Here is a 25,142-nt window from a genome sequence, read left to right as displayed (position 1 = left end):
AGGCTCAAGGGCTGCTGCGCGGCCCGGTCAGCACCGGCATCGACTTGCGCTCGGCCTCGAGCTTTTCAACCGCCTGCAGCCGGTAGACCTCGTCGATCAGCTCGCGCAGCAGCGCGATATCCTCGGACTGGTCGTTCAGGCGCGTGCTCATGATGATCGGCGAGGTCGCGTTCGACTCGAGCAGCGGGCGGTAGACCACCTCGTCGCGGCGCAAGCGCTGGGCGCTGGCCGGCACCAGGCACAGCCCCATGCCGGCGGCAACCAGGCCGAGCGCGGTCTGCATCTCCTGCACTTCCTGCACCTCGGCCGGCTCCAGGCCCTGGTCGCGGAACAGCGACAGGATATGGTCGGCATAGCTCGGGCGCGGCTTGCGCGGGTAGACCAGCTGCGGGAAGGCCGCCGCCTGCGCCAGGCTGACCGGCCCCGATTCGCCCGCCAGGGAATGCTCGGTGGGTATGGCCAGCACCAGCGGCTCTTCGCGCAACACCTCGCGCCGCAGGCTGGGGTCGTCGAAACGCACGCGACCGAAACCGACATCGATCTGGCCGGCCTTGAGCGCCTCGCCCTGCTCGACCGTGGTCTTCTCGACCAGCACCAGCGGCACCTGCGGCCGGCGGGCGCGGAACAGGCGCGCGATGCGCGGCAGCGCGCCATACATGGTCGAGGGCACGAAGCCGATCACCAGCCGGCGATCGACCTGGGACAGGCGGCGCGTCATGGCAATGGTTTCGTCGAGCTGCTCGAGCATGCGCACCGCGCGGGCATGGAAAAAGCGGCCGGCCTCGGTCAGCGCCAGCGGCCTGGCCTCGCGGTCGAGCAGCTTGAGTCCGAGCTCCTCCTCGAGCTGCTGGATCTGTCGGCTCAGCGGCGGCTGCGAGATGTAGAGCCGTTCGGCCGCGCGGGTGAAACTGCGCTCCTGCGCCACTGCGACGAAATACTTGAGGTGCCGAAAATCCATCGCATACTTTCTGGGTATTGGATGATTCTAAAACAGTCTTTGATTTGGATCAGGGTTTGTTCATAAGATCAGCTCCGTAAGACAAGCAAGCCCCTGGAACGTAACTGACCGGACAAGAAGTCTGGCGGTCGCAGCAGCAGGGGAGCAGACGGTGCCGCGACGATGGTCACCGCAGGAGACAAGAACAGCGACAACGGGCCAGCGCCACCACCGGCGGTCTCGCGCCCGAATGCGTCCACCGTCACCTGCCAGCCGCGAAGCGTGCCGCCCGCACTGTCCGGCAGGGCCCCTCCTGCCAGACCTGCCCGCCACCCCAGCCGTTTCGGCCATGCCGCAGCGGACCAGAGCCACGAGTCCAACCGGAGATAATTTATGAGCCAAGAAAATCTGCGCGAGCGCCTGGAAGGCATGCTGGTCGATGACCACGACACCGGCCTGCACCGCGTCAAGCGTTCCGTCTTCAACGACCCGGAACTGTTCGACCTCGAGATGAAGCACATCTTCGAAGGCAACTGGATCTACTTGGCTCATGAAAGCCAGGTCCCGAATATCAACGACTACTTCACGACCACCATCGGCCGCCAGCCGGTGATGATCACGCGCAACCGCGCCGGCGAACTGAACTGCTTCATCAACGCCTGTGCCCACCGCGGCGCGCAGTTGGCCCGCTTCAAGACCGGCAACAAGGGCACCTTCACCTGCCCCTTCCACGGCTGGACCTTCAACAACACCGGCAAGCTGCTCAAGATCAAGGACCCGGAAAACACCGGTTACCCCAGCACCTTCAACAAGGAAGGCAGCCACGATCTGACCAAGATCGCCAAGTTTGCCAACTACCGTGGCTTCCTGTTCGGTTCGCTCAACGCCGACGTGCAGCCGATCGAAGAGCACCTGGGTGAATCGCGCAAGATCATCGACATGATCGTCGATCAGTCCGAAGAAGGCCTGGAAGTGCTGCGCGGCGCCTCGACCTACTGGTTCGAAGGCAACTGGAAGCTGCAGGCCGAGAACGGCGCCGACGGCTACCACGTGACCGCCGTGCACTGGAACTACGCCGCGACCCAGGCCGCCCGCAAGGAACGCGAAGCCGGCAACGACCAGATCAAGGCCATGAGCGCCGGCGGCTGGGCCAAGAAGGGCGGCGGCTCCTACTCGTTCGACAACGGTCACCTGCTGCTGTGGACGCGCTGGGACAACCCGGAAGACCGTCCGCTCTACCCGCAGCGCGAGCAGCTGGCCGAGCGCGTCGGCGCCAACACCGCCGAGTGGATGATCAACAACTCGCGCAACCTCTGCCTGTACCCGAACGTCTACCTGATGGACCAGTTCAGCTCGCAGATCCGCGTGCTGCGCCCGATCTCGGTCGACAAGACCGAAGTCACCATCTACTGCATCGCGCCCAAGGGTGAGAGCGCCGAGGCCCGTGCCCGCCGCATCCGCCAGTACGAGGACTTCTTCAACGCCACCGGCATGGCGACGCCTGACGACCTGGAGGAGTTCCGCTCCTGCCAGCAAGGCTACAAGGGCGGTGCCGCCGAGTGGAACGACATGTCGCGCGGTGCCGAGCACTGGGTGCGCGGCCCCGACGCCGAAGCCGACAAGATCGGCCTCAAGCCGATCCTGTCCGGCGTCAAGACCGAAGACGAAGGCCTCTACGTCGCCCAGCACACCTACTGGCTGGAGCAGATGCGCAAGGCGGTCGACGCCGAAGAAGCTGCCCAAGCCAACGCAAAATAAGAACCGGAGCGCCACAGCATGACTACCTCCTACGAAAACGTCTGCGCCTTCCTGTACCAGGAAGCCCGTCTGCTCGACGACCGCGAATGGGACGCCTGGATCGAGATGTACGATCCGCAGGCCGAGTTCTGGATGCCGGCCTGGGCCGATGACGGCGAGCTGACCACCAATCCGCAGACCGAGATCTCGCTGATCTACTACCCGAGCCGTGGTGGCCTGGAAGACCGCGTCTTCCGCATCCGCACCGAGCGTTCGAGCGCGACCATCCCCGACACCCGCACCTCGCACAACATCAGCAACGTCGAGATCGTCGAGCGCAACGGCGACGTCGTGAAGGTCCGCCACAACTGGTTCACGCTCAGCGTGCGCTACAACGTGACCGACACCTTCGCCGGCACCAGCTTCCTGACGATCGACTTCTCGGGCGCCAAGCCGGTGATCAAGTCGAAGAAGGTCGTGCTCAAGAACGACTACATCCGCCACGTCCTCGACGTCTACCACCTCTGATCCAGGCCTGGCCCCTTGGCGGGGCCAGACCGGATCCGGAGGCTACGGCGCCGGCCTCGCAGGGGCTGGCGCCGGTCTTTTTCCCCGGGCAACCCCGGCTTGCTCCACCCAGCAACCGAGAAATCATCATGCCGACTTACAAGATCGCCCTTAATTTCGAGGATGGAGTCACGCGCTTCATCGACTGCAAAGACAGCGAGACCGTGGCCGATGCCGCCTATCGCCAGAAGATCAACGTCCCCATCGACTGCCGCGACGGTGCCTGCGGCGCCTGCAAGTCCAGCTGCGAGTCGGGCCAGTTCGACATGGGCAGCAACTACATCGACGACGCGCTGACCGAGGAAGAACTGCAGCAAGGCTTCGTGCTGACCTGCCAGATGCGTCCGAAGAGCGATCTCGTCATCGGCATTCCCGCCTCCTCGGCCGTCTGCAAGACTGCCCAGACCAGCCTGAGCACGACCATCCAGGACGTGCGCCTGGTCTCCGACAGCACCATCGCGCTGACCGTGGCCGGCGACGATATCGCCAAGCTGTCCTTCCTGCCGGGCCAGTACGCCAACCTGCAGGTGCCGGGCACCGACGCGCACCGCGCCTATTCCTTCAGCTCGATGCCGAAAGACAACGCGGTCTCGTTCCTGATCCGCAACGTGCCGGGCGGCCTGATGAGCAGCTACCTGACCGGATCGGCCAAGCCGGGCGACACCCTGGTCATGAACGGCCCCAAGGGCAGCTTCTACCTGCGCGACATCGTGCGCCCGGTACTGATGCTGGCCGGCGGCACCGGCCTGGCGCCCTTCACCGCCATGCTTGACAAGATCGCGGCCGCCGGCGGCAGCCCGTTCCCGGTGCACCTGATCTACGGCGTCAACACCGACACCGACCTGGTCGACATCGACAAGCTGCAAGCCTTCGCCCAGGCCATGCCCAACTTCAGCTACGCGCTGGTCGTGGTCGACGCCAACAGCGCCCAGCCGAAGAAGGGCTATGTCACCAACCACCTCGAAGCCGGCCAGCTCCACGACGGCGAAGTCGACATCTACCTGTGCGGCCCGCCGCCCATGGTCGAAGCCGTCAACCAGTACCTGCGCGACCAGGGCGTCAAGCCCGTCAGCTTCCACTACGAGAAGTTCGCCGCCAGCGCCTGATCGCTGACCCCATCCAACAGCCCGTGCCAACGGGCTCTTTCATCTCCATCCGCATGACTAAACGATTCAAGAACAAGGTGGCCGTGATCACCGGCGCCGCCCAGGGCATCGGCCACGGCGTCGCGCTGCGCATGGCCAAGGAAGGCGCCCAGCTGGTGCTGGTTGACCGCTCGGAGCTGGTGTTCGAGCTGCGCGACCAGCTCAAGAAGAAGAAGGTCGACGTGCTGGCGCTGACCGCCGACATGGAAAAGTCCGCTGACTGCAATAAGGTCATGCAGCAGGCGGTCGAGAAGTTCGGCCGCATCGACGTGCTGGTCAACAACGTCGGCGGCACGATCTGGGCCAAGCCGTTCGAGCATTACCAGGAAAACGAGATCGAGGCCGAGGTGCGCCGCTCGCTGTTCCCGACCCTGTGGTGCTGCCACGCGGTGCTGCCGCACATGCTGGAGCAAAAGAGCGGCGCCATCGTCAACGTCTCGTCGATCGCCACCCGCGGCGTCAACCGCGTGCCTTATGGCGCGGCCAAGGGCGGCGTCAACGCGCTGACCGCCTGCCTGGCGCTGGAAACCGCCGAGCGCGGCATCCGCGTCAACGCGATCGCCACCGGCGGCACCGAGGCGCCGCCGCGCCGCATCCCGCGCAACGCGGCCGAGCAGACCGAACAGGAAAAGGTCTGGTACCAGATGATCGTCGACCAGACCATCAACTCCAGCCTGATGAAGCGCTACGGCACCATCGACGAACAGGTCAACGCGATCTGCTTCCTGGCCTCGGACGAGGCCTCCTACATCACCGGCATCACGATGCCGGTCGGCGGCGGCGACCTCGGCTGACCGCAGCACCTCCCAATCGCCAGGGCGGCAACACCGTCCTGGTTTTTTTCGCCCATTAGAGTAGAGAGACAAGAATGAAGAAAGTCGATGTCCATGACGTCATAGACCACGCGAAGTTCTCGGGCTTCCACTGGATGGTGATGTGCCTGTGCGCGCTGCTGCTGATTTTTGACGGCTACGACCTGTTCATCTTCGGCGTCGTGCTGCCCGCGATCATGAAGGAATGGAGCCTGACCCCGCTGCAGGCCGGTGCCCTGGGCAGCTATGCGCTGTTCGGCATGATGTTCGGTGCGCTGGTCTTCGGCACCCTGGCCGACAAGATCGGGCGCAAGAAGGGCATCGCGATCTGCTTCGCGCTGTTCTCGGGTGCCACCATCATCAACGGTTTCGCCAGCAGCCCGACCGAATTCGGCATCTTCCGCTTCATCGCCGGCCTCGGCTGCGGCGGCCTGATGCCCAACGCCGTGGCGCTGATGAGCGAATACGCCCCCAAGCGCCTGCGCAGCACGCTGGTAGCCGTGATGTTCAGCGGCTATTCGCTCGGCGGCATGCTGGCCGCTGGCGTCGGCATCTACATGCTGCCGACCTTCGGCTGGCAGTCGATGTTCTTTGCCGCCGGCATCCCGCTGCTGCTGCTGCCCGTGATCCTGTACCTGCTGCCGGAATCGGTCGGCTTCCTGGTGCGCCAGGGCCGGCACGAACAGGCCCGCGCCATCCTGGCCCGGATCGAGCAGAGCCGCGCGATCAGCAGCAACGACGAACTGGTGCTGCATGACACCAAGGGCGGCAGCGCCTCGGTGGTCGAATTGTTCCGCGAAGGCCGTCTGCTGCGCACCCTGTGCCTGTGGGTCGCCTTCTTCTGCTGCCTGCTGATGGTCTACGCGCTGAGCTCCTGGCTGCCCAAGCTGATGGCACAGGCTGGCTACAGCCTGGGATCAAGCCTGAGCTTCCTGCTGGCGCTGAACTTCGGCGGCATGGCCGGCGCCATCCTGGGTGGCTGGCTGGGCGACCGCTTCAACCTGTACAAGGTCATGATCGGCTTCTTCGCCGCCGCTGCGGTGTCGATCAGCCTGCTGGGCTTCAAGAGCTCGACCGAGATGCTGTATCTGCTGATCTTCATCGCTGGCGCCACCACCATCGGCACCCAGATCCTGCTCTACGCCGGCACGGCACAGTTCTACGGCCTGTCGATCCGCTCCACCGGCCTGGGCTGGGCCTCGGGCATCGGCCGCAACGGCGCCATCGTCGGCCCGCTGCTGGGCGGCGCGCTGATGACGGCCCAGCTGCCGCTGCAGCTGAACTTCATGGTGTTCGCCATCCCTGGCGCCGTGGCGGCGCTGGCCATGCTGGTGTTCAGCCTGCTGCAGCAACAGCGTGCCGTGGCACCGAAACCGGCTTACGCCGCCTGATCAAAGGACAGTCATGACCCAACTCCATACCGTCAAGCAAGGCCAGGGCCCCCTGGTCGTCCTGAGCCATGCGCTCGGCTGCGACCTGACCATGTGGGACGGCGTCGCCGCCGCGCTGCAGGAGCGCTACACCGTGCTGCGCTACGACCAGCGCGGCCACGGCCAAACGCCTGCGACCGAAGGCGCCTACAGCATGGACGACCTGGCCGACGACGCGGCCGAGCTGATCCGCGCCCAGGGCGTCGGCCCGGTGCATTTCGTCGGCCTGTCGATGGGCGGCATGACCGCCCAGGCGCTGGCCGCGCGCCACCCCGAGCTGGTGCGCAGCATCGTGATCGCCAACTCGGCCGCCAGCTATGACGCGGCCGCACGCGCCATGTGGCAGGCCCGCATCGACACCGTGCGGCTCAACGGCGTGCCGCCGATCGCCGACGGCGCGCTGCAGCGCTGGTTCACGCCCGAATTCCGCGCCGACCAGGTCAATGGCGGTGCCGAGCGCGTCGCCAAGCTGCGCACCGTGCTAGAGGCAACCCCCGCCCTGCCCTACGCTGCCGCCTGCGCGGCGGTTGCCGGCATTGCGCTCGATGAAGGCAACGCGCGCATCGCCTGCCCGACGCTGGTGATCGCCGGCAGCCGCGACGAAGCCACCCCGCCCGCGATGTCGCAGGCGATCGCCGACCGCATTCCGGGCGCGCAACTGGCCAGCCTGGACGCCGCCCACCTGAGCGCGGTCGAGCAACCCGAGGCTTTCGCCCAGCTGCTCGAAGGCTTCTGGGCCGGGCTGCGCTGAGCCAGTCCCGGGCAGCGGCCCGGGACTGAAGCCCAGCACGGATTGGGGTTCATGGCTACAGGGATATGATATATTCATCAATTACCAGCCTGACCTCTTTCACTACCCCTGGCCCATCGAAATGCCCTCCAACATCCGGCAGCGCAACCATGTGCGCGAAATCGGCCAGCAAGGCCCGGTGATCCTGTATGGCCATGGCTTCGGCTGCAACCAGCACATGTGGCACCGGATCACGGGGGCGTTCGAGGGCACGCACCGCCAGGTGCTGTTCGACTATGTCGGCAGCGGCCAGTCCGATCCGACCGCGTTCGACCCGCAGCGCTATGCCAGCCTCGATGGCTACGCCCAGGACATGATCGAGGTCTGCGACGCGCTGGGCTTGAGCGGCATCACGCTGGTTGCACATTCGGTCAGCTGCAACATCGGCATGCTGGCCTCGATCGCCCGCCCGGACCTGTTCGAGCGCCTGATCCTGCTCGGCCCGAATCCCTGCTTCCTGAACCATCCCCCGGACTACCATGGCGGTTTCGATCGAGCCGACCTCGAGGGCCTGCTGTCACTGATGGAAATGAACTACATCGGCTGGGCCAACTACCTGGCGCCACTGGCGACCGGCGCGGCAGTCGGTGATGCGGTCACTGGGACTTTCATCGACAGCTTCTGCTCGACCGATCCGGTGCTGGCACGCGCCTTTGCCGAAGCGACCTTCTTCGCCGACCACCGCGCCGATCTGGCCCGGGTCACCAAGCCCTGCCTGATCCTGCAGCACAGCGACGATGCGCTGGTTCCGGTCTCGGTCGGTGACTACCTGCACCGCGAGCTGCGCGGCAGCCAGCTGGAACGGCTCGACGTGAAGGGCCACTCGGCACACATGAGCCGACCGGAGCTCGTGATCGCGGCCATGCAGCGCTATCTGCCCAGCGCCTGAAGTCGGGAGCTGCGCATGGAAAAGGGCCTGATGCCGGCGTTCCTCGATCTGCCCTGCGCATTGCTGGTCACAGACCCCTCCGGCCGCATGCTGGCGCTCAACGACGAGCTGCTGGCAGTGCTGGGCGGCACGCGCGCGTACTGGGAGAGCGCGGGACTCGATGCGATGCTGCCGCCAGCCAGCCGCGTCTTCCTGCAGACCCATGTCTGGCCGATGCTGCTGCACATGGGCCGGGTGCGCGAACTGGCCCTGACACTGCGCACCCATGAGCAGCACGAGATGCCGGTGCTGATCAACGCCGAACAGACGCTGTACCAGGGTCAGCCGGCCTACTGCTGGGTCTTCTTCGTGGTCCAGGAGCGCCAGCGCTTCGAGGCCAAGCTGCTGGCGGCCAGCCAGCAGGCGCAGCAGGCCGCTGCCGAACTGAAAGCGCATTCGCTCGAACTGGCCGCCGCCAAGGAAACCGCCGAAGCCGCCAACCGCGCCAAGAGCGAGTTCCTCGCCAACATGAGCCACGAGATCCGCACGCCGATGAATGCGGTGATCGGGCTGTCCCGGCTGCTGCTCGAGACCGAACTCGATGCCCTGCAGCGCGACTACCTGGGCAAGATCCACGGCTCGGGCACCGCCCTGCTCGGCGTGCTCAACGACATCCTGGACTATTCGAAGGTCGAGGCCGGACGACTCGCGATCGAATCGCTGCCGTTGCGGCTCGACGAGCTGTTCGAGAAGGCCAGGATGCTGTTCTCGCTCAAGGCCGCCGAGCGCGGGCTGGCGCTGGAATTCGAACTCGCGCCGGGTCTGCCGCGCTCCTTGCGCGGCGACCCGCTGCGGCTGCTGCAGGTGCTGAGCAACCTGGTCAGCAACGCGCTGAAGTTCACCGCCAGCGGCGGGGTACGGGTGCGGGTCGATGCCATGGATGCCATCGATGGCGATCGCACCGACGCGGCCCTGCAGCTGCATTTCGAGGTGCAAGACAGCGGCATCGGACTCTCGCACGAGGAGATCGGACGGCTGTTCACGCCGTTTCACCAGGCCGACAGCTCGACCACGCGCCGCTACGGCGGCACCGGGCTCGGGCTGTCGATCAGCAAGCGCCTGGTCGGGCTGATGGGCGGCGAGATCGGCGTCGAAAGCCAGCCGGGCCAGGGCAGCCGGTTCTGGTTCACGGTACGGCTCGAGCAGATACCGGACGAGACACCCGCCGCAACCCTGCCGGCAGTCGGGACGCTGGCGGCTCCTGCTGCGGCCACGCCAGGCAGCAGCGCCTTGGCCACCACGCCAGAAGTCACAGCCCTGCGCGGGGCCCGGGTGCTGATCGTCGACGACAACGAAACCAACCTGATCGTGGCGCGGGCCTATGTCGGCAAGCTCGGCCTGCACTTCGAAACCGCCCGCGGTGGCCACGAGGCGGTCGAGAAGGCCTGCCGCGAGCGCTTCGACGCCATCCTGATGGACTTGCAGATGCCCGAGATGGACGGCTTCGAGGCGACACGGGCCATCCGCGCACACGAGGCAGCGCAGGGCGCAGCGCCGGTGCCGATCATCGCGCTGACGGCGGCAGTGATGCTCAAGGACCTGCTGGCGACCGAGGCCGCCGGCATGAACGACCATGTCTCCAAGCCGATCAACCGCCAGCAGCTCGCCGCGACGCTGAGCCGCTGGATTCCGGCCCAGCGCGGCTGATATCAGCCCGCGCCGGAGTTTCGTAACCCGAACAGGATCGACAGTCGCCGCCCACGCCACTACAGTTGATTCATCGACCGGCGCACAGAACTCATTGATGGCTGCGCCAGTCGAACCCACGAAGCCCGCCCAGTGCGGGCTTCGTCTTTTGCGGGGCAGCTCAGTCCAGCGGTGTCGCGCGCAGCAGCGCAACGAACTCGCGTGCCGCCGCGCTGCGCGAGGCGCCACGCCGCCACAGGATGCCGGCATGGCGCAGGATCTCGGGCTCGGTCAGCGCGATCGCTGGCAGGTCGGGCGCCTGGCGCGCCGCGCGTTCCGGCACGATGCTGGCCAGTTCGCCATAGCGGCAGACCCCCAGCAGCGACTCGACCGAATCCATCTCGACCGGTACCTGGGGCTCGATGCCGGCCCGGCGCAGGCTGTCGTCGATCAGGCGCCGGGTCGCGAAATTGCGCGGCAACAGCGCCAGCGGCAGGCCGGCCAGCTCGGCCATCGCCAGGCGGGTCCGCGCCGCCCAGGGATGATGCGGGCCGACCACCAGCAACAGGCGCTCCTCGAACAGCACCTCGGCCTCGATCTCGTCATGCTGGGCCGGGTGAAAGGCAATGCCGAGGTCGAGGTCGCCGTCGAGCAGCTGCTGCTCGATGGCACCGGCGCGCAGGTCCTGCACCTCGACCTTGACCTTGGGATAAGCCCGGTTGAAGGCCGCGACCGTGACCGGCACCACCGTGTTCAGGAAGGTCGGAAAGGCCCCGACCTTGAGCTTGCCCGACTGCAACCCACCGAGGTCGGCCAGCGCCATGCGACCGGCCTCGATCTCCTGCAGCGCGCGGCTGGCATAGACCCGGAACTCGGCGCCCGCCTGCGACAGCTTGAGCCCGCGCCCGAGCCGGTCGAACAGCGCGACGCCGAGCTCCTGCTCGAGCTGGCGCAGCCCGTGCGACAGCGTGCTCTGGGTCACGAACAGGTTCTGCGCCGACTGGGTCAGATGCTCGGTGTCGGCAATGTCGAGAAAGTAGCGCAGCTGCCGGATTTCCATGATCGTTCGATCATAGCGAATGATTTCATGGAAATAAATCATTTGTAGCCCAGTGGGCGTGGCTTTACGCTTGTCTGATTCACGAACCACTGTCCACCCAGACCCGCGACATGACCGTCTCCCATTCCATCGAGCGCATCGAGGCGCGCATCCTCGACATCCCGACCATCCGTCCGCACAAGCTGTCGTTCGGTGCCATCAGCCGCCAGAGCCCGGTCATCGTCCAGCTCTGGCTCAGCAACGGCGCGACCGGCTTCGGCGAGGCCGCCACCATCGGCGGCCCGTCCTGGAACGAGGAGTCGCCCGAATCGATCAAGCACGCGATCGACGGCTACCTGGCCCCGGCGCTGATCGGCCAGGACGGTGGCGCCTTCGGTAGCGCGCTGGCGCGCATGGACGCCTTCTGCAAGGGCAACTACTTCGCCAAGAGCGCGGTCGAGATCGCGCTGATCGATGCCTACTCGCGCACGCTCGGCCTGCCGGCCTACCAGCTGCTCGGTGGCAAGCGCATCAAGAGCCTGCCGCTGGCCTGGACCCTGGCCAGCGGTGACGTCAACAAGGACCTCGAGGAAGCCCAGCTGCGGCTGGAGCAGAAGCGCCACCGCATCTTCAAGATGAAGATCGGCGCCCGCACCCCCGAGCAGGACGTGGCCCATGTGTCGCAGATCGCGCGCGGCCTGCAGGGCAAGGCCACGCTGACGGTTGACGTCAACCAGGCCTGGGACGGCAGCACCGCGCGCCGCTTCCTGCCGCAGATGATCGATGCCGGCGTCACGCTGATCGAGCAGCCGGTGGCCAAGTGGAACGTCGAGGCACTCAAGACCCTGAGCGCCACGCTGGGCGACCGCGCCAGCATCATGGCCGACGAGACCGTCTGCAGCCCGCAGGACGCGATGATGCTGGCACGCGCGCAGGCCAGCCAGGTGTTCTCGCTCAAGGTTGCCAAGCATGGCGGCCTGCTGCGCACCAAGGAAGTCGCGGCCGTGGCCGAGGCGGCCGACATCGCCTGGTACGGCGGCACCATGCTCGAGACCTCGATCGGCAGCGCCGCCTCGGCCCAGGTATTCTCGACCCTGGGCAACAAGCACCATGGTTGCGAGCTGTTCGGCCCCCAGCTGCTGGTCGACGACATCGTGACCGAGCTGATGCCGATCGTCGACTTCGAGCTGCAACTGCCCGACGGCCCCGGCATCGGGGTCGAGATCGACCCGATCAAGCTCGAGCGCTTCGACCGCGCCCGCGCCGGCCTGACCGCCACCCATATCGACCTCGGCCACAAGCAAGTCGCCTGAGTCCCCCGTTTCAAACAAGGAAAAAAATCATGCTGTTTCTGGTTCGCATGGATGTCAACATCCCCCACGACCTGCCGGTCGAACAGGCCAACGAGATCAAGGCACGCGAAAAGGCCTACTCCCAGCAGCTGCAGCAAGACGGCCGCTGGAAGAACCTGTGGCGCGTGGTCGGCGAATACGCCAACTACAGCCTGTTCGATGTCGAGAGCAACGACGAACTGCACACCCTGCTGTCGCAGCTGCCGCTGTTCCCGTTCATGAAGATCCACGTCACGCCGCTGGCCCAGCATCCCTCGGCCATCGCCTGACCGGCCAGCCGCACAAGGACCGACCGATGAAAACCACTGCGCTCCTGCTGGCGCTCGGACTGGGCTGGAGCGGTGCCGTCATGGCGCAGACTTCGGCCACCGACTGGCCGACCAGGCCGATCCGCTGGGTCGTGCCGTTTCCGCCCGGCGGCGCGATGGACGCGATCGCACGCGCGCTCGGCGAAAAGGCCGGCAAGAGCGTGGGCCAATCGTTCGTGATCGAGAACAAGCCCGGTGCCGGCGGCAACATCGGCGCCGACTTCGTGGCCAAGGCGCCAGCGGACGGCCACACGATCATGATCACCTCGATCGGCATGGCCACCAACAAGCCGCTGTACGGCAAGCTGAGCTACGACCCGATCAAGGACTTCGCCCCGGTCAGCCTGCTGGCCGTGGTGCCCAACGTGCTGGTGACCAACAACACCCAGCCCAACGTCAAGAACGTGGCTGACCTGGTGGCGGCGGCACGCAAGGCGCCCGGCCAGCTGACCTATGCCTCGGCCGGCAACGGCACCTCGATCCACCTGGCCGGCGAGCTGTTCGCCTCGCTGACCAAGACCGACCTGGTGCATGTGCCCTACAAGGGCAGCAGCCCCGCCGTGTCGGACCTGCTGGGCGGACAGGTCAACTACATGTTCGACAGCGTGACCTCGGCGCGGCCGCACCTGCAATCGGGCAAGCTGCGTGCGCTGGGCGTCACCACTGCCAAGCGCTCGAGCGCCCTGCCCGACGTGCCGACGCTGGCCGAGGCCGGCGTGACAGGCTACGAGCTGTCGCCCTGGTTTGCCGTCTTTGCCCCCGCCGGCACGCCCAAGGCCACGATCGGCAAGCTGCAGGCGGCCCTGACCGATGCCATGAAGCAGCCCGACGTGGTCAAGCGCTTCGAGGCGATCGGTGCCGAGGCCATCGGCTCGACGCCCGACGAACTGGCTGTGCACCTGCAGCGCGAATCCACGCGCTGGAGCAAGCTGATCGCCGAACGCGGCATCCAGCTGGACTGAGGCGCCAGCGCAACAGCGACGACCCGCACCAGACCACGCCGGCCCCGGAGCTTTCCCGGGCCGGCGTGGTGCATTTTGCGGGCCGGCGAACCGCCGCTGGCAGCCTGCCAGGCAACCGGCCAGGCCCGTGCAACGTCATGCTCTACAGGTCTGACAAGAAACCCGGCCGAAGCCATAGATCCCTTCGTTACCAACAAGGGTTAACCCTAATCTTGTCGATCTGGCGGGGACAAATAGCCTTTTCATGCCTTTTGGGTATGGATCAAGTCTGAAACAGTCTTTGATTTCAACCGGCTGCTGACTCAGAATTGGCTCCGCAGACCAATCAGCCCAGCCACCGGCCAAAACCGGCCAAGGCGATTGCCTCAAGCCCCTCGTCTCGCGACGCCTACACACTCAGGAGATAACCGTGACCAAGAACGAATTCACCAAAGAGAGCCTGCTCGAGCTCGTCAACACCGTCAAGATCGCTGAAGGCGACGAGCGCGTGCGCGCCATCGTCGGCCGCATCACCGCTGACCTGTTCAAGACCATCGACGAGTTCAAGGTCACGCCCGACGAGTTCTGGGCGGCCTGCGACTGGATCACCCGCCTGGGCGCGCTGGGCCAGATCGGCCTGATCACCGCCGGCCTGGGTTTCGACCGCCTGCTCGACATCATGATGGACGAGGCTGACGAAGCCGCTGGCATCGCTGCCGGCACCCCGCGCGCCATCGAAGGCCCGCTGTTCGTTCCGAGCGCTCCGCAGTCCAACTACGAAGCCCAGCTCGACGATGACAGCACCCTGCGCGGCAAGGGCAAGGTCATGGTCGTCGAAGGCACCGTGTTCGACTTCGAAGGCAAGCCGGTCCCGAACGCCGTGATCGACGCCTGGCATTGCAACGAAGTGGGCGGCTACTCGCATTTCTTCCCGGGCATGAAGGAGCACGAACTGCGCCGCAAAATCGTCGCCAACGAGCAAGGCCAGTACCGCTTCCGCACCACCATCGCTCCGGGCTACGAAATCCCGCCGACCGGTCCGGTGCGCGAGCTGTTCACCGCCCTGGGTCGCCATGGCAACCGTCCGGCCCACATCCACTTCCACGTCGTCAAGCCGGGCAACCGCACCCTGACCACCCAGGTCAACATCCCGGGTGACACCTTCATCGACGACGACTTCGCCTTCGCCACCCGCGACGGCCTGATCCTGGACATCGAGCACGATGTCAACCCCGCTGGCTACGAGTCGCTCGGCATCACCGCTCCTTGCGAGCGCGCCCGCTTCGACTTCAAGATGCAGCAGGCCGTCACTGAAGCCGACGCCGACCCGCGCACCCGCGTCGCCAAGGCCCTGAACCAGTAATCGAAGTACCCGGAACCCGTTCCGGGTTCGATACAGCTCATGCACGCCGGCCCCGGTTCACCCCGGGCCGGCGTTTTGCATGTGGCGCCCGCTTCAGCGCGCGCCGCTGGCGCGCAGCAGCTGGGTGATGGTCTGCGCCGCCTCGCGCAGCGCCGGCAGCATCGCGCGCAGCATCTGCTCGGGATCGGTGCGGTTGGCCTGGCCCGAGATGTTGAGCGCCGCCACCACCTCGCCGCCCTTGCCGTAGACCGGCGCCGCCATCGAGAGCAGCCCTTCCTCGAGCTCCTGGTTCACCAGGCACCAGCCCTGCTCGCGCGCACGCCGGATCTCGCGCATCAGCTCGTCGATCCCGGTCAGCGTATGGCGGGTGCGGGCCTTGAGCTCGCTGGCGCGCAGCCGGGCCTCGACCTCGGCGTCGGGCAGGCCGGCCAGCAGCAGCCGGCCCATCGAGGTGCAGTAGGCCGGCAGGCGCGAGCCCACGCCCAGGTTCAGCGACAGGATCTTGTGCGTGTGGACCCGGATCACGTAGACGATCTCCTGCGCGTCGAGCACCGCGGCCGAACAGGATTCGCCGGTGCGGGTCGCCAGGGCCTCCATGACCGGCTCGGCCAGATTCCAGATCGGCATCGACGACAGGTAGGCAAAGCCCAGGTCCAGGATGCGCGGCGTGAGCCGGAACAGCTTGCCGTCGCTTTGCACATAGCCCAGGGTCTGCAGCGTCAGCAGGATGCGCCTGGCGCCGGCACGGGTCAGTCCGCTGCGTGCGGCGACCTCGCTGAGCGTCTGCTCGGGTGCCGCTGCACTGAAGGAGCGGATCACCTCCAGCCCGCGGGCAAAGGACTGGACATAGCTGTCGCCCGGCTGCGGAGCGGCATCAGATCGGGTTGCGGTATTTGCCATGATCAAAAAAAAGTTCTAGAATTCATTATACGAACACTTGTTCTTATGTAGAACAAATATCGACAGCACAAGACCCGCGACAGCGGAAACAGCGGACCTAACAGGAGCATCCCAGTGATCAACAAAATCTCCGCCTCGATCGCCGAGGCCATGTCGGGCATCCAGGACGGCGCCACCGTCCTGGTCGGCGGCTTCGGCACCGCCGGCATCCCGAACGAACTGATCGACGGCCTGATCGAACAGGGCGCGCGCGACCTGACCGTGGTCAACAACAACGCCGGCAACGGCGACACCGGACTGGCCGCGCTGCTCAAGACCGGCCGCGTGCGCAAGATCATCTGCAGCTTCCCGCGCCAGGCCGACTCCTGGGTCTTCGACGAACTGTATCGCGCCGGCAAGATCGAGCTCGAGCTGGTGCCCCAGGGCAACCTGGCCGAGCGCCTGCGCGCTGCGGGCGCCGGCGTCGGCGCCTTCTTCACCCCGACCGGCTTCGGCACCGAACTGGCCAGGCACGCCGACGGCACGCCGAAGGAAACCCGCCACATCAACGGCAAGGACTATGTGCTTGAGTACCCGATCCACGGCGATGTCGCGCTGATCAAGGCCGAGGCCGGCGACCGCTGGGGCAACCTGATCTACCGCAAGGCCGCACGCAACTTCGGCCCGGTCATGGCCACCGCCGCCAAGCGCACCATCGCGACCGTGCACGAGATCGTCGAGCTGGGCCAGATCGACCCCGAGCATGTCGTGACCCCGGGCATCTTCGTGTCCCAGATCGTCCAGATCGAGCGCGTGGCCACCCAGGCCGGCGGTTTCAAGCAAGCCTGAATCGAAAGACCAGAACCATGAGCAACTACACCAAGCGCAGCAAGCAGGAACTGGCCCAGCGCGTCGCGCAGGACATCTTCGATGGCGCCTATGTCAACCTCGGCATCGGCCAGCCGACCCTGGTCGCCAACTACCTGCCTGAAGGCATGGAAGTCGTGCTGCACAGCGAGAACGGCATCCTGGGCATGGGCGCGGCCCCGGCCGCTGGCGCCGAGGACTACGACCTGATCAACGCCGGCAAGCAGCCCGTGACGCTGCTGCCGGGCGGCGCCTTCTTCCACCATGCCGACAGCTTCGCGATGATGCGCGGCGGCCACCTCGACATCAGCGTGCTGGGGGCGTTCCAGGTCTCTGCCACCGGCGACCTGGCCAACTGGAGCACCGGCGAAGCCGGCGCCATCCCGGCCGTCGGCGGTGCGATGGACCTGGCGGTCGGCGCCAAGCAGACCTGGGTCATGATGGACCTGCTGACCAAGAAGGGCGAGAGCAAGGTGGTCCAGGCCTGCAGCTACCCGCTGACCGGCATCGGCTGCGTCAAGCGCATCTACTCCGACCTGGCCACGCTGGAATGCACGCCCGCCGGCCTCAAGCTGATCGACAAGGTCGACGGCCTAGAGCATGCCGAGCTCGAGCGCCTGCTTGGACTGCCGGTTTCTATCTGATACATTATTTTTATTTAACGGAGACAAAATGAATCAAGCCTACATCTGCGACGCGATTCGCACCCCCTTCGGCCGCTACGGCGGTGCCCTGTCCGGCGTGCGCGCCGACGACCTCGGCGCCGTGCCGATCAAGGCGCTGATGGAGCGCAACCCGCAGGTCGACTGGAGCGCCATCGACGACGTGCTCTACGGCTGCGCCAACCAGGCCGGCGAAGACAACCGCAACGTCGCCCGCATGTCGGGCCTGCTGGCCGGCCTGCCGGTCGAAGTGCCCGGCGGCACCATCAACCGCCTGTGCGGCTCCGGCCTCGACGCGATCGGCTCGGCCGCGCGCGCCATCAAGTCGGGCGAAGCCCGCCTGATGATCGCCGGCGGCGTCGAAAGCATGAGCCGCGCCCCGTTCGTGATGCCGAAGGCCGAATCCGCCTTCAGCCGCTCCAACGCGGTCTATGACACCACCATCGGCTGGCGCTTCGTCAACAAGCTCATGAAGGCCCAGTACGGCGTCGACTCGATGCCCGAGACGGCCGAGAACGTCGCAGTCGACTTCAAGATCGAACGCGAGGCGCAGGACCTGATGGCCTACACCAGCCAACTGCGCGCCGCTGCCGCGATTCAAGCCGGCCACCTGGCGCGCGAGATCTGCCCGGTCACCATCCCGCAGAAAAAGGGCGACCCGGTCGTGGTCGATACCGACGAGCACCCGCGCGCCACCACGCTCGAAGCGCTGGCCAAGCTCAAGGGCGTCGTGCGCCCTGACGGCAGCGTGACCGCCGGCAACGCCTCGGGCGTCAACGATGGTGCCTGCGCCCTGCTGCTGGCTGACGCCGAGACCGCCAAGCAATACGGCCTGACGCCCAAGGCACGCGTGGTCGGCATGGCCACCGCCGGCCTGGCACCGCGCATCATGGGCTACGGCCCGACCCCGGCGGTGCTGAAGGTGCTGGCGCAGACCGGCCTGACGCTGGAGCAGATGGACGTGATCGAGCTCAACGAAGCCTTCGCGGCCCAGGGCCTGGCCGTGCTGCGCGGCCTGGGCCTGGCCGATGACGATGCACGCGTCAACGCCTGGGGCGGCGCGATCGCCCTCGGTCACCCGCTGGGCGCCTCGGGTGCCCGCCTGGCCACCACCGCCATCAACCGCCTGCACCATGTCGGCGGCCGGTACGCGCTGTGCACCATGTGCATCGGCGTCGGCCAGGGCATCGCGCTGATCCTCGAGAAGGTCTGATCAGCCGCGCATCAGCGCCTCGATCTCGTCGCCGTCGACCGGCACGCCGCGCGTGATCAGCTCGCAGCCGGACTCGGTGACGATGGCATCGTCCTCGATCCGGATGCCGATGTTCCAGAATTCCTTGGGCACATCGGCCGCCGGACTGATGTAGAGCCCCGGCTCGATGGTCAGCGCCATGCCGGGACGCAGCAGGCGGCTCGGCCGGTCCTTGATCAGCTCGCCGCTGAGCGGGTCGCGCCGCTCGACGGTCTGCGCCGCGCCAGGCTCGACATAGCTGCCGACGTCATGCACATCCAGCCCGAGCCAGTGGCCGGTGCGGTGCATGTAGTGGCGGAAATAATGGCGCTGCTCGATGACGTCGTCGAGGTGGCCGACGTCATCCTTCTTCAGCAACCCGAGGTCGAGCATGCCCTGCGCCAGCACGCGCACCGTGGCATCGTGCGGATCGACGAAGCGCATGCCGGGCCGCGTCGCCGCGATGGCGGCCTCTTGCGCCGCCAGCACCAGGTCGTAGAGCGCGCGCTGCGGCCCGGAAAACTTTCCGTCAGCCGGGAAGGTGCGCGTGATGTCCGAGGCATAGCCATCGAGCTCGCAGCCGGCATCGATCAGCACCAGCTCGCCGGCGTGCACCGGCGCGATGTCGGCGCGGTAATGCAGCACGCAGGCATTGGCGCCGGCCGCGACGATGCTGCCGTAGGCGGGGTATTGCGAGCCATGCTGGCGGAACTCGTGCAGCAGCTCGGCGTCGAGGTGGTATTCGCGCACCTCCTGGCCGGCGCGGATCATCGCCGCGCTGCGCTGCATCGCGCGCACATGGGCCTGGGCGCTGATCTGCGCCGCGCGCTTCATGACGTCGATCTCGTGCGCGTCCTTGAACAGCCGCATCTCGTCGAGCAGCACGCAGAGGTCGCGCTGCGTGTCCGGGCAGCTGGCACCGAAGCGCGCGCGCGCCCTGACCTTCTGCAGCCAGCCGTCGACCTGGGTCTCGAGCCCGACATGGGTCGCGAACGGGTACCAGAGCTGCTGCCGGTTCTCGAGCAGCCTGGGCAGCCGCTCGCCGAGCTCATGCACAGAATAAGCCTCATCGACGCCGAGCGCGCTGGGTGCCGCCTGCGGCCCGAGCCGGTAGCCGTCCCAGATCTCGCGCTCGAGGTCCTTCGGCTGGCAGAACAGCGTGCTGTGGCCCTCGGCCGTGATCACCAGCCAGGCGCGCGGCTCGGTGAAACCGGTCAGGTAGTAGAAATAGCTGTCGAAGCGAAACAGGTACTCGCTGTCGCGGTTGCGCTGGCGCTCGGGGGCGGTCGGAATGATCGCGATGCCGCCGGCGCCCAGCTGGGCAGCCAGGCGGGCACGGCGGTCGGCGTAGATGGCCTGATGAGGAATTGCGCTCATGATGACAGTTGCTGATTGAGTTGGGCCAGGCGCTCGGGGGTGCCGACATCGGTCCAGTCCCCGAGCCAGAGTTCGGCGCTGACCTGGCCGGCGTCCATCGCCGAGCGCAGCAGCGGCGCCAGCGGGGCGGCAATACCCTGCGGGTTGCCGGCCGGGATCGCGCAGTGCGGCGCGGCAAAGCAGTCGCGCCGGTACAGGCCCAGGGTGCTGTAGGTGTAGCGCGGGCCTGGCGCGTCGGCGGCCAGGTTCAGCGCCAGCCCCTGCTCTGACAGGCCGAAGTCACCCTTTGGGTGGTGCGCCGGGTTCGGCACCAGCCAGAGATGGGCCAGCTTGCCGCTGGCGGCAAAGCGCTGCATCGCCGCGAACGAAAACTCGAAACCCGGCATATGGACATCGCCCGCGACCAGCCAGAAGCAATCGTCCAGCCCGGGCAGCGCACGCACGATGCCGCCGGCGGTCTCGAGCGCGCCACCGAAGTCGTGCGCCTCCATCGAATAGCTCAGTTCCAGCCGGGCCTGCGCTGCGCCGCGGTCTGCCGGCGGCCAGCAGCGGCCAAGGCGGGCCGGGATCTGCTCGCCGAGCCAGGCCGTGTTGATCAGCGCCTGGCGCCAGCCAGCCTGCGCCAGCGCCTCGAGGTGCCACTGCAGCAGCGGCTTGCCCTGCACGTCCAGCAGCGGCTTCGGAGTCAGGTCGGTCAGCGGGCGCATGCGCTCGCCGCGACCGGCGGCCAGCACCATGGCCTGAGCGCGGCCGGGGGCCGCAAAGGCGGAGGTCATCAAGATATCCAGAAATCGGCCAGGCCGGGACTGGTCATTTTGTCATGAGCCGGCGCCGAGGTCAGGACCGCCTCAGTCCAGCGTCAGCCGGAACACCGTCTGCGCCGCCCCCATCACGAAGTACATCTGCTGGCCCGTGATCCAGACCTGGTTCGGGCTGGCATCGATGCGCAGCTGGCGGGTCCGGGTCGCGGCATCCCAGCTGTAGGTCTTGCCCTGCTCGCCAAAGACCAGCTGGCCGGCCCCGGCGCCATAGAGCAGCGCCGAGTTCAGCGGCGAGACGACGCTGGTCTGCCCGAGCGCATGGGCCTTGAGGCTGTTGCCCGTGCTGCCGGTCTCGCGCCAGCCCAGCACCCCGTCCCGCAGCCAGAAGGATTCGCTGGCGCTGCTGGTGATCTCGCTGACCGTCCCGCCACCGACCGGCAAGCTCGTCAGTGAAATCGCGGTGCCGACCGCGCTGCTGCTGGGCGACTGCAGCCAGACCACGCTCTGGCCGTCGGTCTTGGGATAGATGGCACGCGCTCCGCCAGCACTGATCCGAGTCGAGCTGGCCGTGGCCGCCGACCACTTGAAGATGTCGTAGAACGCCGCCTGGTCGGAGCCGCCGGTCCTGGCCCAGTAGTAGAACTCGACCCCGTTGGCCCCGACAAAGAAATCGTAGTTCCAGTTGCCCAGATAGCTGGTGCCAGTCGGCTGGGGGATCTTGGTGAAGCTGCCGCTGGCCACATGGTGCAGGGTGTACCAGTTGCTCTCGCTGATCCAGATCACATAGCCCTTCCTGGCCACCGGGTGCAGGTCGGTGCTCTGGACCTGGTCGATCAGCTCGGTCGCTGCGGCGCGCTTGGCGTTCGAGAGGTTGCTCATGACGCCACCCCCCGTCCACTGGTAGATGCAGTACAGCACGCAGTCGCTGCCCTTGCCGTAGGCATAGACCAGGCCCTCGCTGAGCTGCCAGTCATTGGCATAGTTGATGCTGGCGGCCTGGGCCAGCTCGACCTCGGTCTTGGCAATCACATGGCGCAGCCGCACGCTGCCATCCACCGCGCGATACAGCACCCGGTCACCCTCGACCGCCAGCAGCTGGCCGCCGGCACCGATCGTGAACAGCTCTGGATAGGCCAGCGCGGCCGAGGTCACCGTCACCGTGCGCTGCACGACGGTCGACGCCTTGCTGCTGTCGGTGGCGCGCAACGTCAGCGTGTAGCTGCCGGGCGTGACGCCCGCCAGGCTGAAGCTGGTATCGAACGAGGCTCCGGTCGAATTCAGCAAGGCGTAGTCGCCCAGGCTGGCCGTCACGCGCAGCTCGCCGGACTTGTCGCTGCTAGCGCTGCCAGCAACTCTCAGGCTGCCGGTGACGAAAGCCCCATCGACCGGAGCTGCCAGGCTGACGATCGGCAGATTCGAGACCGGCACCGCCAGCGTCACGCTCTTCTTGACGCCGGCCTTGTCGGTGGCGGTCAGCACCATGCTGTGGTTGCCGGAACCGGCCGTGGCCGCATCGACCGTGAAGCGATAGACATCGTTGCTGCCGGAGCACCAGCGCGAACAGGCATTCGGCGCGCTCAGGCTGCCGACGTCCTGGCCGTCGAAGATGGCCGCCACCGTCGCGATGCCGTATTCCGAACTGGCGCGCGTATCGACCAGGATGGTGCCAGTGGTGCCCGACACGCTCGAGCTCAGCGCCAGGTTCGAGTTCGAGACCGCCACCGTACGCCGCAGCTCGATGTAGGCGTCCGGACTGACCTGCACCTTGGCCAGCAGCAGGTGCTGGCCGTTGCCTTCGGCGCTGGTGTTCCAGTTCAGCGCCTGGGCGGCACCGCTGCCCTGGCCGAGCAGGCGCAGATCCGCATACCAGGACACCGAGGCATAGCTGCCGCCACCCGACAGCGCAAGCTGCACGCTGCCCGAGAGCGGCTGCTCCTGATTCAGCACGATCGCCGGTGGCGCAGCCGGCGCCTCGACACTGACCGATTCCTGGCCCTGGGCGGTGGACAGGACGGCCGTGCGATCCGGCAGCAGGGCCAGCACCCGGTAGACCGTGGCGACGGTGACGGCACGCTGCCATTGCACCACGCTGTGGGTGCCGCCCAGGCCCTTGATCGTCTCGATCGCACTGTAGCTGCCGTCGGCATTGCGCGACTCGACCCGGTACTGGGTACCCAGGGGATAGCTGTCGGTCCAGCTCAGCGTCACGAGATTGCTGCCGAGGTCGATGCTCGATGACAGCCGGGCAGCGCTGGAATCGACCCCGTCCGTGACCACCTGCTGCACGCTGGCTGTGCCGGCCTGAGCCGCCAGGGCAGCGACGACCCGGGCCTGCTGCAGGCGGTTAAGCTTGGCTCCCAGCTGGTCGAGCCACTGGTCATGCGCATCGCCACCGGTCGGATTGGCAGCAGTCGCCGCCGTCAGCGGACGCGCGACCAGGTTGTTCAGCGTGCTGATGTCAAAAGCCATGCTCAGGATCTGGCGCAGCTCCTGCTCAGCTGCGGCCAGGGCGGCCGCACTCAGGCGGCTGGCAGCCTGCGTCGGATCGAAGCGGTCGAAATAGCTGGCAGGGTCCTGGCCGGCGAGGCGCGCCAGCAGCATCTCGGTCACGGGGGTGATGTTGGCGGTGGCGCTGGACGCCGATCCGCTGCTGCTCAGGCTGTGCCAGCGGCTCTGGTCGCGCGGATCGGTCGCGCGCAGCACGCAAGGCAAGGTGCCGCCGGCAATCTGCAGCTGGAAGCGGCCGTCGGCGCTCGCCCTGGCAATGCCGCTGCCGCCCTGGCATCTGGCCTGGACCTCGGCCGCCGCAACCGCCCGCCCGCTGGCGACCGTGCCCTGGAGCGTCAGCTTCGCGGCGCCAGCGTCTGGCGAACCATCGCCATCCCCGCCACCGCCGCAAGCGGCCAGCGCAAGACAGAGCGCAGCCGCCAGGCCAGCCCATTTTTTCGACATCATCATCTTGTACTCCCTGTCAGGCCGAGCGCCGCTCAAGCGGGCGTCAAAGGCCTGACAGATACTACTTTGATAATTGTCTCAGGGCTACTGGCTGCGATGCTGGCGGGGATCGAACCCACGACCCTCGGCTCTCTGCTACACCGCTGGCTTAAGAAGTCCGTTTGTTGGCACACCTCCGCAGCATACGACGAGCATGGCTATCCCGCCGCCACCGTTACCCAAGCTCACCAGTGAGGAGGCTTGCTGGCTGGCTTCTTCTTGGTCTGCACGTTTTGGGGAAGCTGAGAGGCTTGCAGCTCGTCATCACGGATGTAGTGGCGAACCCAGTGGGCATGGGGAAGCAACCTCTTGTTCGCCGGAGCGGGCTTGCCTTCTGCATCCCCACCTCGCAGCGGAAGAATGACACCCACTTTCACAGCAGGAACATCCTCGCGGATCATCCGCAAGGCTGGCTCCATGTCGCTGTCGTTGGAGCAAACAACGACTTGATCAAACTCGCCTCGAACCGCATCACGGTAGAGGTTCAGGGCGATGTTCACATCCGTCTGCTTCTCCTCGATCATCCAGACGGGGGCTACGTCAGCCTTGCTCGGATTTTCGCCTTCACGGTAGACAGGCAAGGAGCTGGGCTCAAAGATGTGAAAACCCTGGATCACCTCGATCAACCCAGTATGCCGAGCACTCAGCGCTCGCAGATACTGTGTTTGAGCTTCTTCAGACGCCTTCCCGTGGCGGGCATACTTGGCCTTGACCGGGGAAGTGGAATATTTGACAGCGACAAGCTTCGTCCCCGGGTCTTGGGGAAGCAGGATACGGTCACGGAACAACGCTATGAGGTCGAGCCACTTGTAAGGAGTGCCCTTCAACCGGGAGTAGTAAAAGTTGTAGCCGTCAATGTAGAGAGCAGTTCTTGTCATTTTTTGCACCTACAAGTGAAAAGACCACCCAAAGATGATCTCTGGGTGGTCTTTCCGCCCTAAGCCCGAGCCAACTTAATGACACTGCGAAGGGATTTTAGAGTTGGATTATAACTCGTCCGTGGCTCTCCGGCAGACTAGCCCCATAGAGTGCCGCCACCACTTTGGCGCCAAAACATTGCACACCAACTTGGCGATATGCAGTTCGGATGCTCGACAGGATGGGATGAATTCGGAAGTCCTGCGGGAACGGCTAGACGTGCCCACCATACGCCACCACGGCGCATAAGAGGCTATGCCATGCCCGACCCTTTGTAGCAGAGTGATGTAGCAGGGGCCCAGAAACCAAAAAAGCTGTTGAAGAATCAACAGCTTTAAAGGATCTGGTGCGGCTGGCGGGGATCGAACCCACGACCCTCGGCTTCGGAGGCCGATACTCTATCCACTGAGCTACAGCCGCTTGCGGTGAACGCTAACTATCCATTCTAGCAGCCCGCCGAGGGGTGAAGGGCCCCTGC

At 66.3% G+C, this 25,142-nt stretch carries 22 protein-coding genes and 1 tRNA gene; 15 read left to right on the top strand and 8 right to left on the bottom strand.

The genetic code is table 11. The features are described from left to right. Positions 1 to 4 precede the first annotated feature (4 nt). A complete protein-coding gene (locus C6P61_RS01765; RefSeq protein ID WP_105728210.1) occupies positions 5 to 958 on the bottom strand; it encodes a LysR family transcriptional regulator in 954 nt (317 codons plus the stop codon). Between the two features lie 372 nt (positions 959 to 1,330). Here C6P61_RS01765 and benA point away from each other — a divergent pair, with 372 nt between their 5' ends. The 8 genes from benA to C6P61_RS01725 all read left to right on the top strand — a co-directional run bounded on the left by benA (position 1,331) and on the right by C6P61_RS01725 (position 9,993). Continuing rightward, positions 1,331 to 2,695: a benzoate 1,2-dioxygenase large subunit gene (gene benA, locus C6P61_RS01760; protein WP_105728209.1), complete on the top strand. Its 1,365-nt coding sequence runs from the start codon at positions 1,331 to 1,333 to the stop codon at positions 2,693 to 2,695. Between the two features lie 18 nt (positions 2,696 to 2,713). Further along, positions 2,714 to 3,202 (top strand): benzoate 1,2-dioxygenase small subunit, encoded by a 489-nt coding sequence (gene benB, locus C6P61_RS01755; protein WP_105728208.1) that lies wholly within the window; start codon positions 2,714 to 2,716, stop codon positions 3,200 to 3,202. Positions 3,203 to 3,330: 128 nt separating this feature from the next. Next, positions 3,331 to 4,347, top strand: a complete 1,017-nt coding sequence (gene benC, locus C6P61_RS01750) for a benzoate 1,2-dioxygenase electron transfer component BenC (protein ID WP_105728207.1) — start codon at positions 3,331 to 3,333, stop codon at positions 4,345 to 4,347. A gap of 53 nt (positions 4,348 to 4,400) precedes the next feature. After that, a complete protein-coding gene (locus C6P61_RS01745; RefSeq protein WP_105728206.1) occupies positions 4,401 to 5,180 on the top strand; it encodes a 1,6-dihydroxycyclohexa-2,4-diene-1-carboxylate dehydrogenase in 780 nt (259 codons plus the stop codon). A 74-nt stretch (positions 5,181 to 5,254) separates the two neighbouring features. Continuing rightward, on the top strand, positions 5,255 to 6,589 hold the full coding sequence (locus tag C6P61_RS01740; protein WP_105728205.1) for an MFS transporter: 1,335 nt from the start codon (positions 5,255 to 5,257) through the stop codon (positions 6,587 to 6,589). 13 nt (positions 6,590 to 6,602) lie between these two features. Then, the gene (pcaD, locus tag C6P61_RS01735; protein ID WP_105728204.1) at positions 6,603 to 7,379 is read left to right on the top strand and encodes a 3-oxoadipate enol-lactonase; all 777 of its coding nucleotides are present in this window, start codon (positions 6,603 to 6,605) and stop codon (positions 7,377 to 7,379) included. Between the two features lie 121 nt (positions 7,380 to 7,500). After that, on the top strand, positions 7,501 to 8,307 hold the full coding sequence (locus C6P61_RS01730; protein ID WP_105728203.1) for an alpha/beta fold hydrolase: 807 nt from the start codon (positions 7,501 to 7,503) through the stop codon (positions 8,305 to 8,307). 15 nt (positions 8,308 to 8,322) lie between these two features. Continuing rightward, positions 8,323 to 9,993 carry an ATP-binding protein gene (locus tag C6P61_RS01725; protein ID WP_105728202.1) on the top strand — a complete coding sequence of 557 codons (1,671 nt, stop codon included), beginning with the start codon at positions 8,323 to 8,325 and terminating at the stop codon, positions 9,991 to 9,993. A gap of 160 nt (positions 9,994 to 10,153) precedes the next feature. Here C6P61_RS01725 and cynR read toward each other — a convergent pair whose 3' ends face one another. Continuing rightward, positions 10,154 to 11,032: a transcriptional regulator CynR gene (cynR, locus tag C6P61_RS01720; protein WP_105728201.1), complete on the bottom strand. Its 879-nt coding sequence runs from the start codon at positions 11,030 to 11,032 to the stop codon at positions 10,154 to 10,156. 110 nt (positions 11,033 to 11,142) lie between these two features. Here cynR and C6P61_RS01715 point away from each other — a divergent pair, with 110 nt between their 5' ends. The 4 genes from C6P61_RS01715 (at position 11,143) to C6P61_RS01700 (ending at position 14,975) form a co-directional block, all read left to right on the top strand. Beyond that, entirely contained in the window at positions 11,143 to 12,324 is a 1,182-nt protein-coding gene (locus C6P61_RS01715) for a muconate/chloromuconate family cycloisomerase (RefSeq protein WP_105728200.1), read from the top strand. A 29-nt stretch (positions 12,325 to 12,353) separates the two neighbouring features. Continuing rightward, positions 12,354 to 12,632 (top strand): muconolactone Delta-isomerase, encoded by a 279-nt coding sequence (catC, locus tag C6P61_RS01710; RefSeq protein ID WP_105728199.1) that lies wholly within the window; start codon positions 12,354 to 12,356, stop codon positions 12,630 to 12,632. A gap of 26 nt (positions 12,633 to 12,658) precedes the next feature. Beyond that, positions 12,659 to 13,633, top strand: coding sequence for a tripartite tricarboxylate transporter substrate binding protein (locus C6P61_RS01705; RefSeq protein WP_105728198.1), 975 nt, complete (start codon positions 12,659 to 12,661; stop codon positions 13,631 to 13,633). Between the two features lie 403 nt (positions 13,634 to 14,036). Further along, the gene (locus C6P61_RS01700; RefSeq protein ID WP_105728197.1) at positions 14,037 to 14,975 is read left to right on the top strand and encodes a dioxygenase family protein; all 939 of its coding nucleotides are present in this window, start codon (positions 14,037 to 14,039) and stop codon (positions 14,973 to 14,975) included. Positions 14,976 to 15,068: 93 nt separating this feature from the next. Here the strand turns inward: C6P61_RS01700 and C6P61_RS01695 are convergent, their stop codons facing one another. Next, on the bottom strand, positions 15,069 to 15,875 hold the full coding sequence (locus C6P61_RS01695) for an IclR family transcriptional regulator (protein WP_105728290.1): 807 nt from the start codon (positions 15,873 to 15,875) through the stop codon (positions 15,069 to 15,071). Positions 15,876 to 15,989: 114 nt separating this feature from the next. Between C6P61_RS01695 and C6P61_RS01690 the strand changes: the two genes are divergently transcribed. From C6P61_RS01690 to pcaF, 3 genes are read left to right on the top strand one after another with little or no spacing between them, the layout of a single operon-like run. After that, positions 15,990 to 16,703, top strand: a complete 714-nt coding sequence (locus C6P61_RS01690) for a 3-oxoacid CoA-transferase subunit A (protein WP_105728196.1) — start codon at positions 15,990 to 15,992, stop codon at positions 16,701 to 16,703. Positions 16,704 to 16,720: 17 nt separating this feature from the next. Next, positions 16,721 to 17,365, top strand: coding sequence for a 3-oxoacid CoA-transferase subunit B (locus tag C6P61_RS01685; protein WP_105728195.1), 645 nt, complete (start codon positions 16,721 to 16,723; stop codon positions 17,363 to 17,365). 28 nt (positions 17,366 to 17,393) lie between these two features. Beyond that, positions 17,394 to 18,596 (top strand): 3-oxoadipyl-CoA thiolase, encoded by a 1,203-nt coding sequence (gene pcaF, locus C6P61_RS01680; protein ID WP_105728194.1) that lies wholly within the window; start codon positions 17,394 to 17,396, stop codon positions 18,594 to 18,596. On the opposite strand, the gene C6P61_RS01675 is transcribed toward pcaF, so the two are convergent. From C6P61_RS01675 to C6P61_RS01655, 5 genes are all read right to left on the bottom strand, one after another. Next, entirely contained in the window at positions 18,597 to 19,991 is a 1,395-nt protein-coding gene (locus C6P61_RS01675; protein ID WP_105728193.1) for an aminopeptidase P N-terminal domain-containing protein, read from the bottom strand. Further along, complete coding sequence (locus C6P61_RS01670; RefSeq protein ID WP_105728192.1) at positions 19,988 to 20,767, bottom strand: nucleotidyltransferase family protein; 780 nt, start codon at positions 20,765 to 20,767, stop codon at positions 19,988 to 19,990. The genes C6P61_RS01675 and C6P61_RS01670 overlap by 4 nt, the downstream gene beginning before the upstream one ends. Positions 20,768 to 20,839: 72 nt before the next feature. Beyond that, positions 20,840 to 23,710: an Ig-like domain-containing protein gene (locus tag C6P61_RS01665; RefSeq protein ID WP_105728191.1), complete on the bottom strand. Its 2,871-nt coding sequence runs from the start codon at positions 23,708 to 23,710 to the stop codon at positions 20,840 to 20,842. 221 nt (positions 23,711 to 23,931) lie between these two features. Then, complete coding sequence (locus tag C6P61_RS01660) at positions 23,932 to 24,624, bottom strand: NYN domain-containing protein (RefSeq protein ID WP_105728190.1); 693 nt, start codon at positions 24,622 to 24,624, stop codon at positions 23,932 to 23,934. A 384-nt stretch (positions 24,625 to 25,008) separates the two neighbouring features. Beyond that, positions 25,009 to 25,084 (bottom strand) — tRNA-Arg (locus C6P61_RS01655). Positions 25,085 to 25,142 lie beyond the last annotated feature (58 nt).

The organism is Malikia spinosa (assembly GCF_002980625.1).
GTDB lineage: Bacteria > Pseudomonadota > Gammaproteobacteria > Burkholderiales > Burkholderiaceae_C > Malikia > Malikia spinosa.
This window is presented reverse-complemented; position numbering and strand designations above follow the sequence as displayed.

What these genes read in the sequence shown, in the direction of transcription:
- C6P61_RS01765 (WP_105728210.1), bottom strand. Translation starts at nt 958, where the DNA reads ATGGATTTTCGGCACCTCAAGTATTTCGTCGCAGTGGCGCAGGAGCGC.
- benA (WP_105728209.1), top strand. Translation starts at nt 1,331, where the DNA reads ATGAGCCAAGAAAATCTGCGCGAGCGCCTGGAAGGCATGCTGGTCGAT.
- benB (WP_105728208.1), top strand. Translation starts at nt 2,714, where the DNA reads ATGACTACCTCCTACGAAAACGTCTGCGCCTTCCTGTACCAGGAAGCC.
- benC (WP_105728207.1), top strand. Translation starts at nt 3,331, where the DNA reads ATGCCGACTTACAAGATCGCCCTTAATTTCGAGGATGGAGTCACGCGC.
- C6P61_RS01745 (WP_105728206.1), top strand. Translation starts at nt 4,401, where the DNA reads ATGACTAAACGATTCAAGAACAAGGTGGCCGTGATCACCGGCGCCGCC.
- C6P61_RS01740 (WP_105728205.1), top strand. Translation starts at nt 5,255, where the DNA reads ATGAAGAAAGTCGATGTCCATGACGTCATAGACCACGCGAAGTTCTCG.
- pcaD (WP_105728204.1), top strand. Translation starts at nt 6,603, where the DNA reads ATGACCCAACTCCATACCGTCAAGCAAGGCCAGGGCCCCCTGGTCGTC.
- C6P61_RS01730 (WP_105728203.1), top strand. Translation starts at nt 7,501, where the DNA reads ATGCCCTCCAACATCCGGCAGCGCAACCATGTGCGCGAAATCGGCCAG.
- C6P61_RS01725 (WP_105728202.1), top strand. Translation starts at nt 8,323, where the DNA reads ATGGAAAAGGGCCTGATGCCGGCGTTCCTCGATCTGCCCTGCGCATTG.
- cynR (WP_105728201.1), bottom strand. Translation starts at nt 11,032, where the DNA reads ATGGAAATCCGGCAGCTGCGCTACTTTCTCGACATTGCCGACACCGAG.
- C6P61_RS01715 (WP_105728200.1), top strand. Translation starts at nt 11,143, where the DNA reads ATGACCGTCTCCCATTCCATCGAGCGCATCGAGGCGCGCATCCTCGAC.
- catC (WP_105728199.1), top strand. Translation starts at nt 12,354, where the DNA reads ATGCTGTTTCTGGTTCGCATGGATGTCAACATCCCCCACGACCTGCCG.
- C6P61_RS01705 (WP_105728198.1), top strand. Translation starts at nt 12,659, where the DNA reads ATGAAAACCACTGCGCTCCTGCTGGCGCTCGGACTGGGCTGGAGCGGT.
- C6P61_RS01695 (WP_105728290.1), bottom strand. Translation starts at nt 15,875, where the DNA reads ATGGCAAATACCGCAACCCGATCTGATGCCGCTCCGCAGCCGGGCGAC.
- C6P61_RS01685 (WP_105728195.1), top strand. Translation starts at nt 16,721, where the DNA reads ATGAGCAACTACACCAAGCGCAGCAAGCAGGAACTGGCCCAGCGCGTC.
- pcaF (WP_105728194.1), top strand. Translation starts at nt 17,394, where the DNA reads ATGAATCAAGCCTACATCTGCGACGCGATTCGCACCCCCTTCGGCCGC.
- C6P61_RS01675 (WP_105728193.1), bottom strand. Translation starts at nt 19,991, where the DNA reads ATGAGCGCAATTCCTCATCAGGCCATCTACGCCGACCGCCGTGCCCGC.
- C6P61_RS01670 (WP_105728192.1), bottom strand. Translation starts at nt 20,767, where the DNA reads ATGACCTCCGCCTTTGCGGCCCCCGGCCGCGCTCAGGCCATGGTGCTG.
- C6P61_RS01665 (WP_105728191.1), bottom strand. Translation starts at nt 23,710, where the DNA reads ATGATGATGTCGAAAAAATGGGCTGGCCTGGCGGCTGCGCTCTGTCTT.
- C6P61_RS01660 (WP_105728190.1), bottom strand. Translation starts at nt 24,624, where the DNA reads ATGACAAGAACTGCTCTCTACATTGACGGCTACAACTTTTACTACTCC.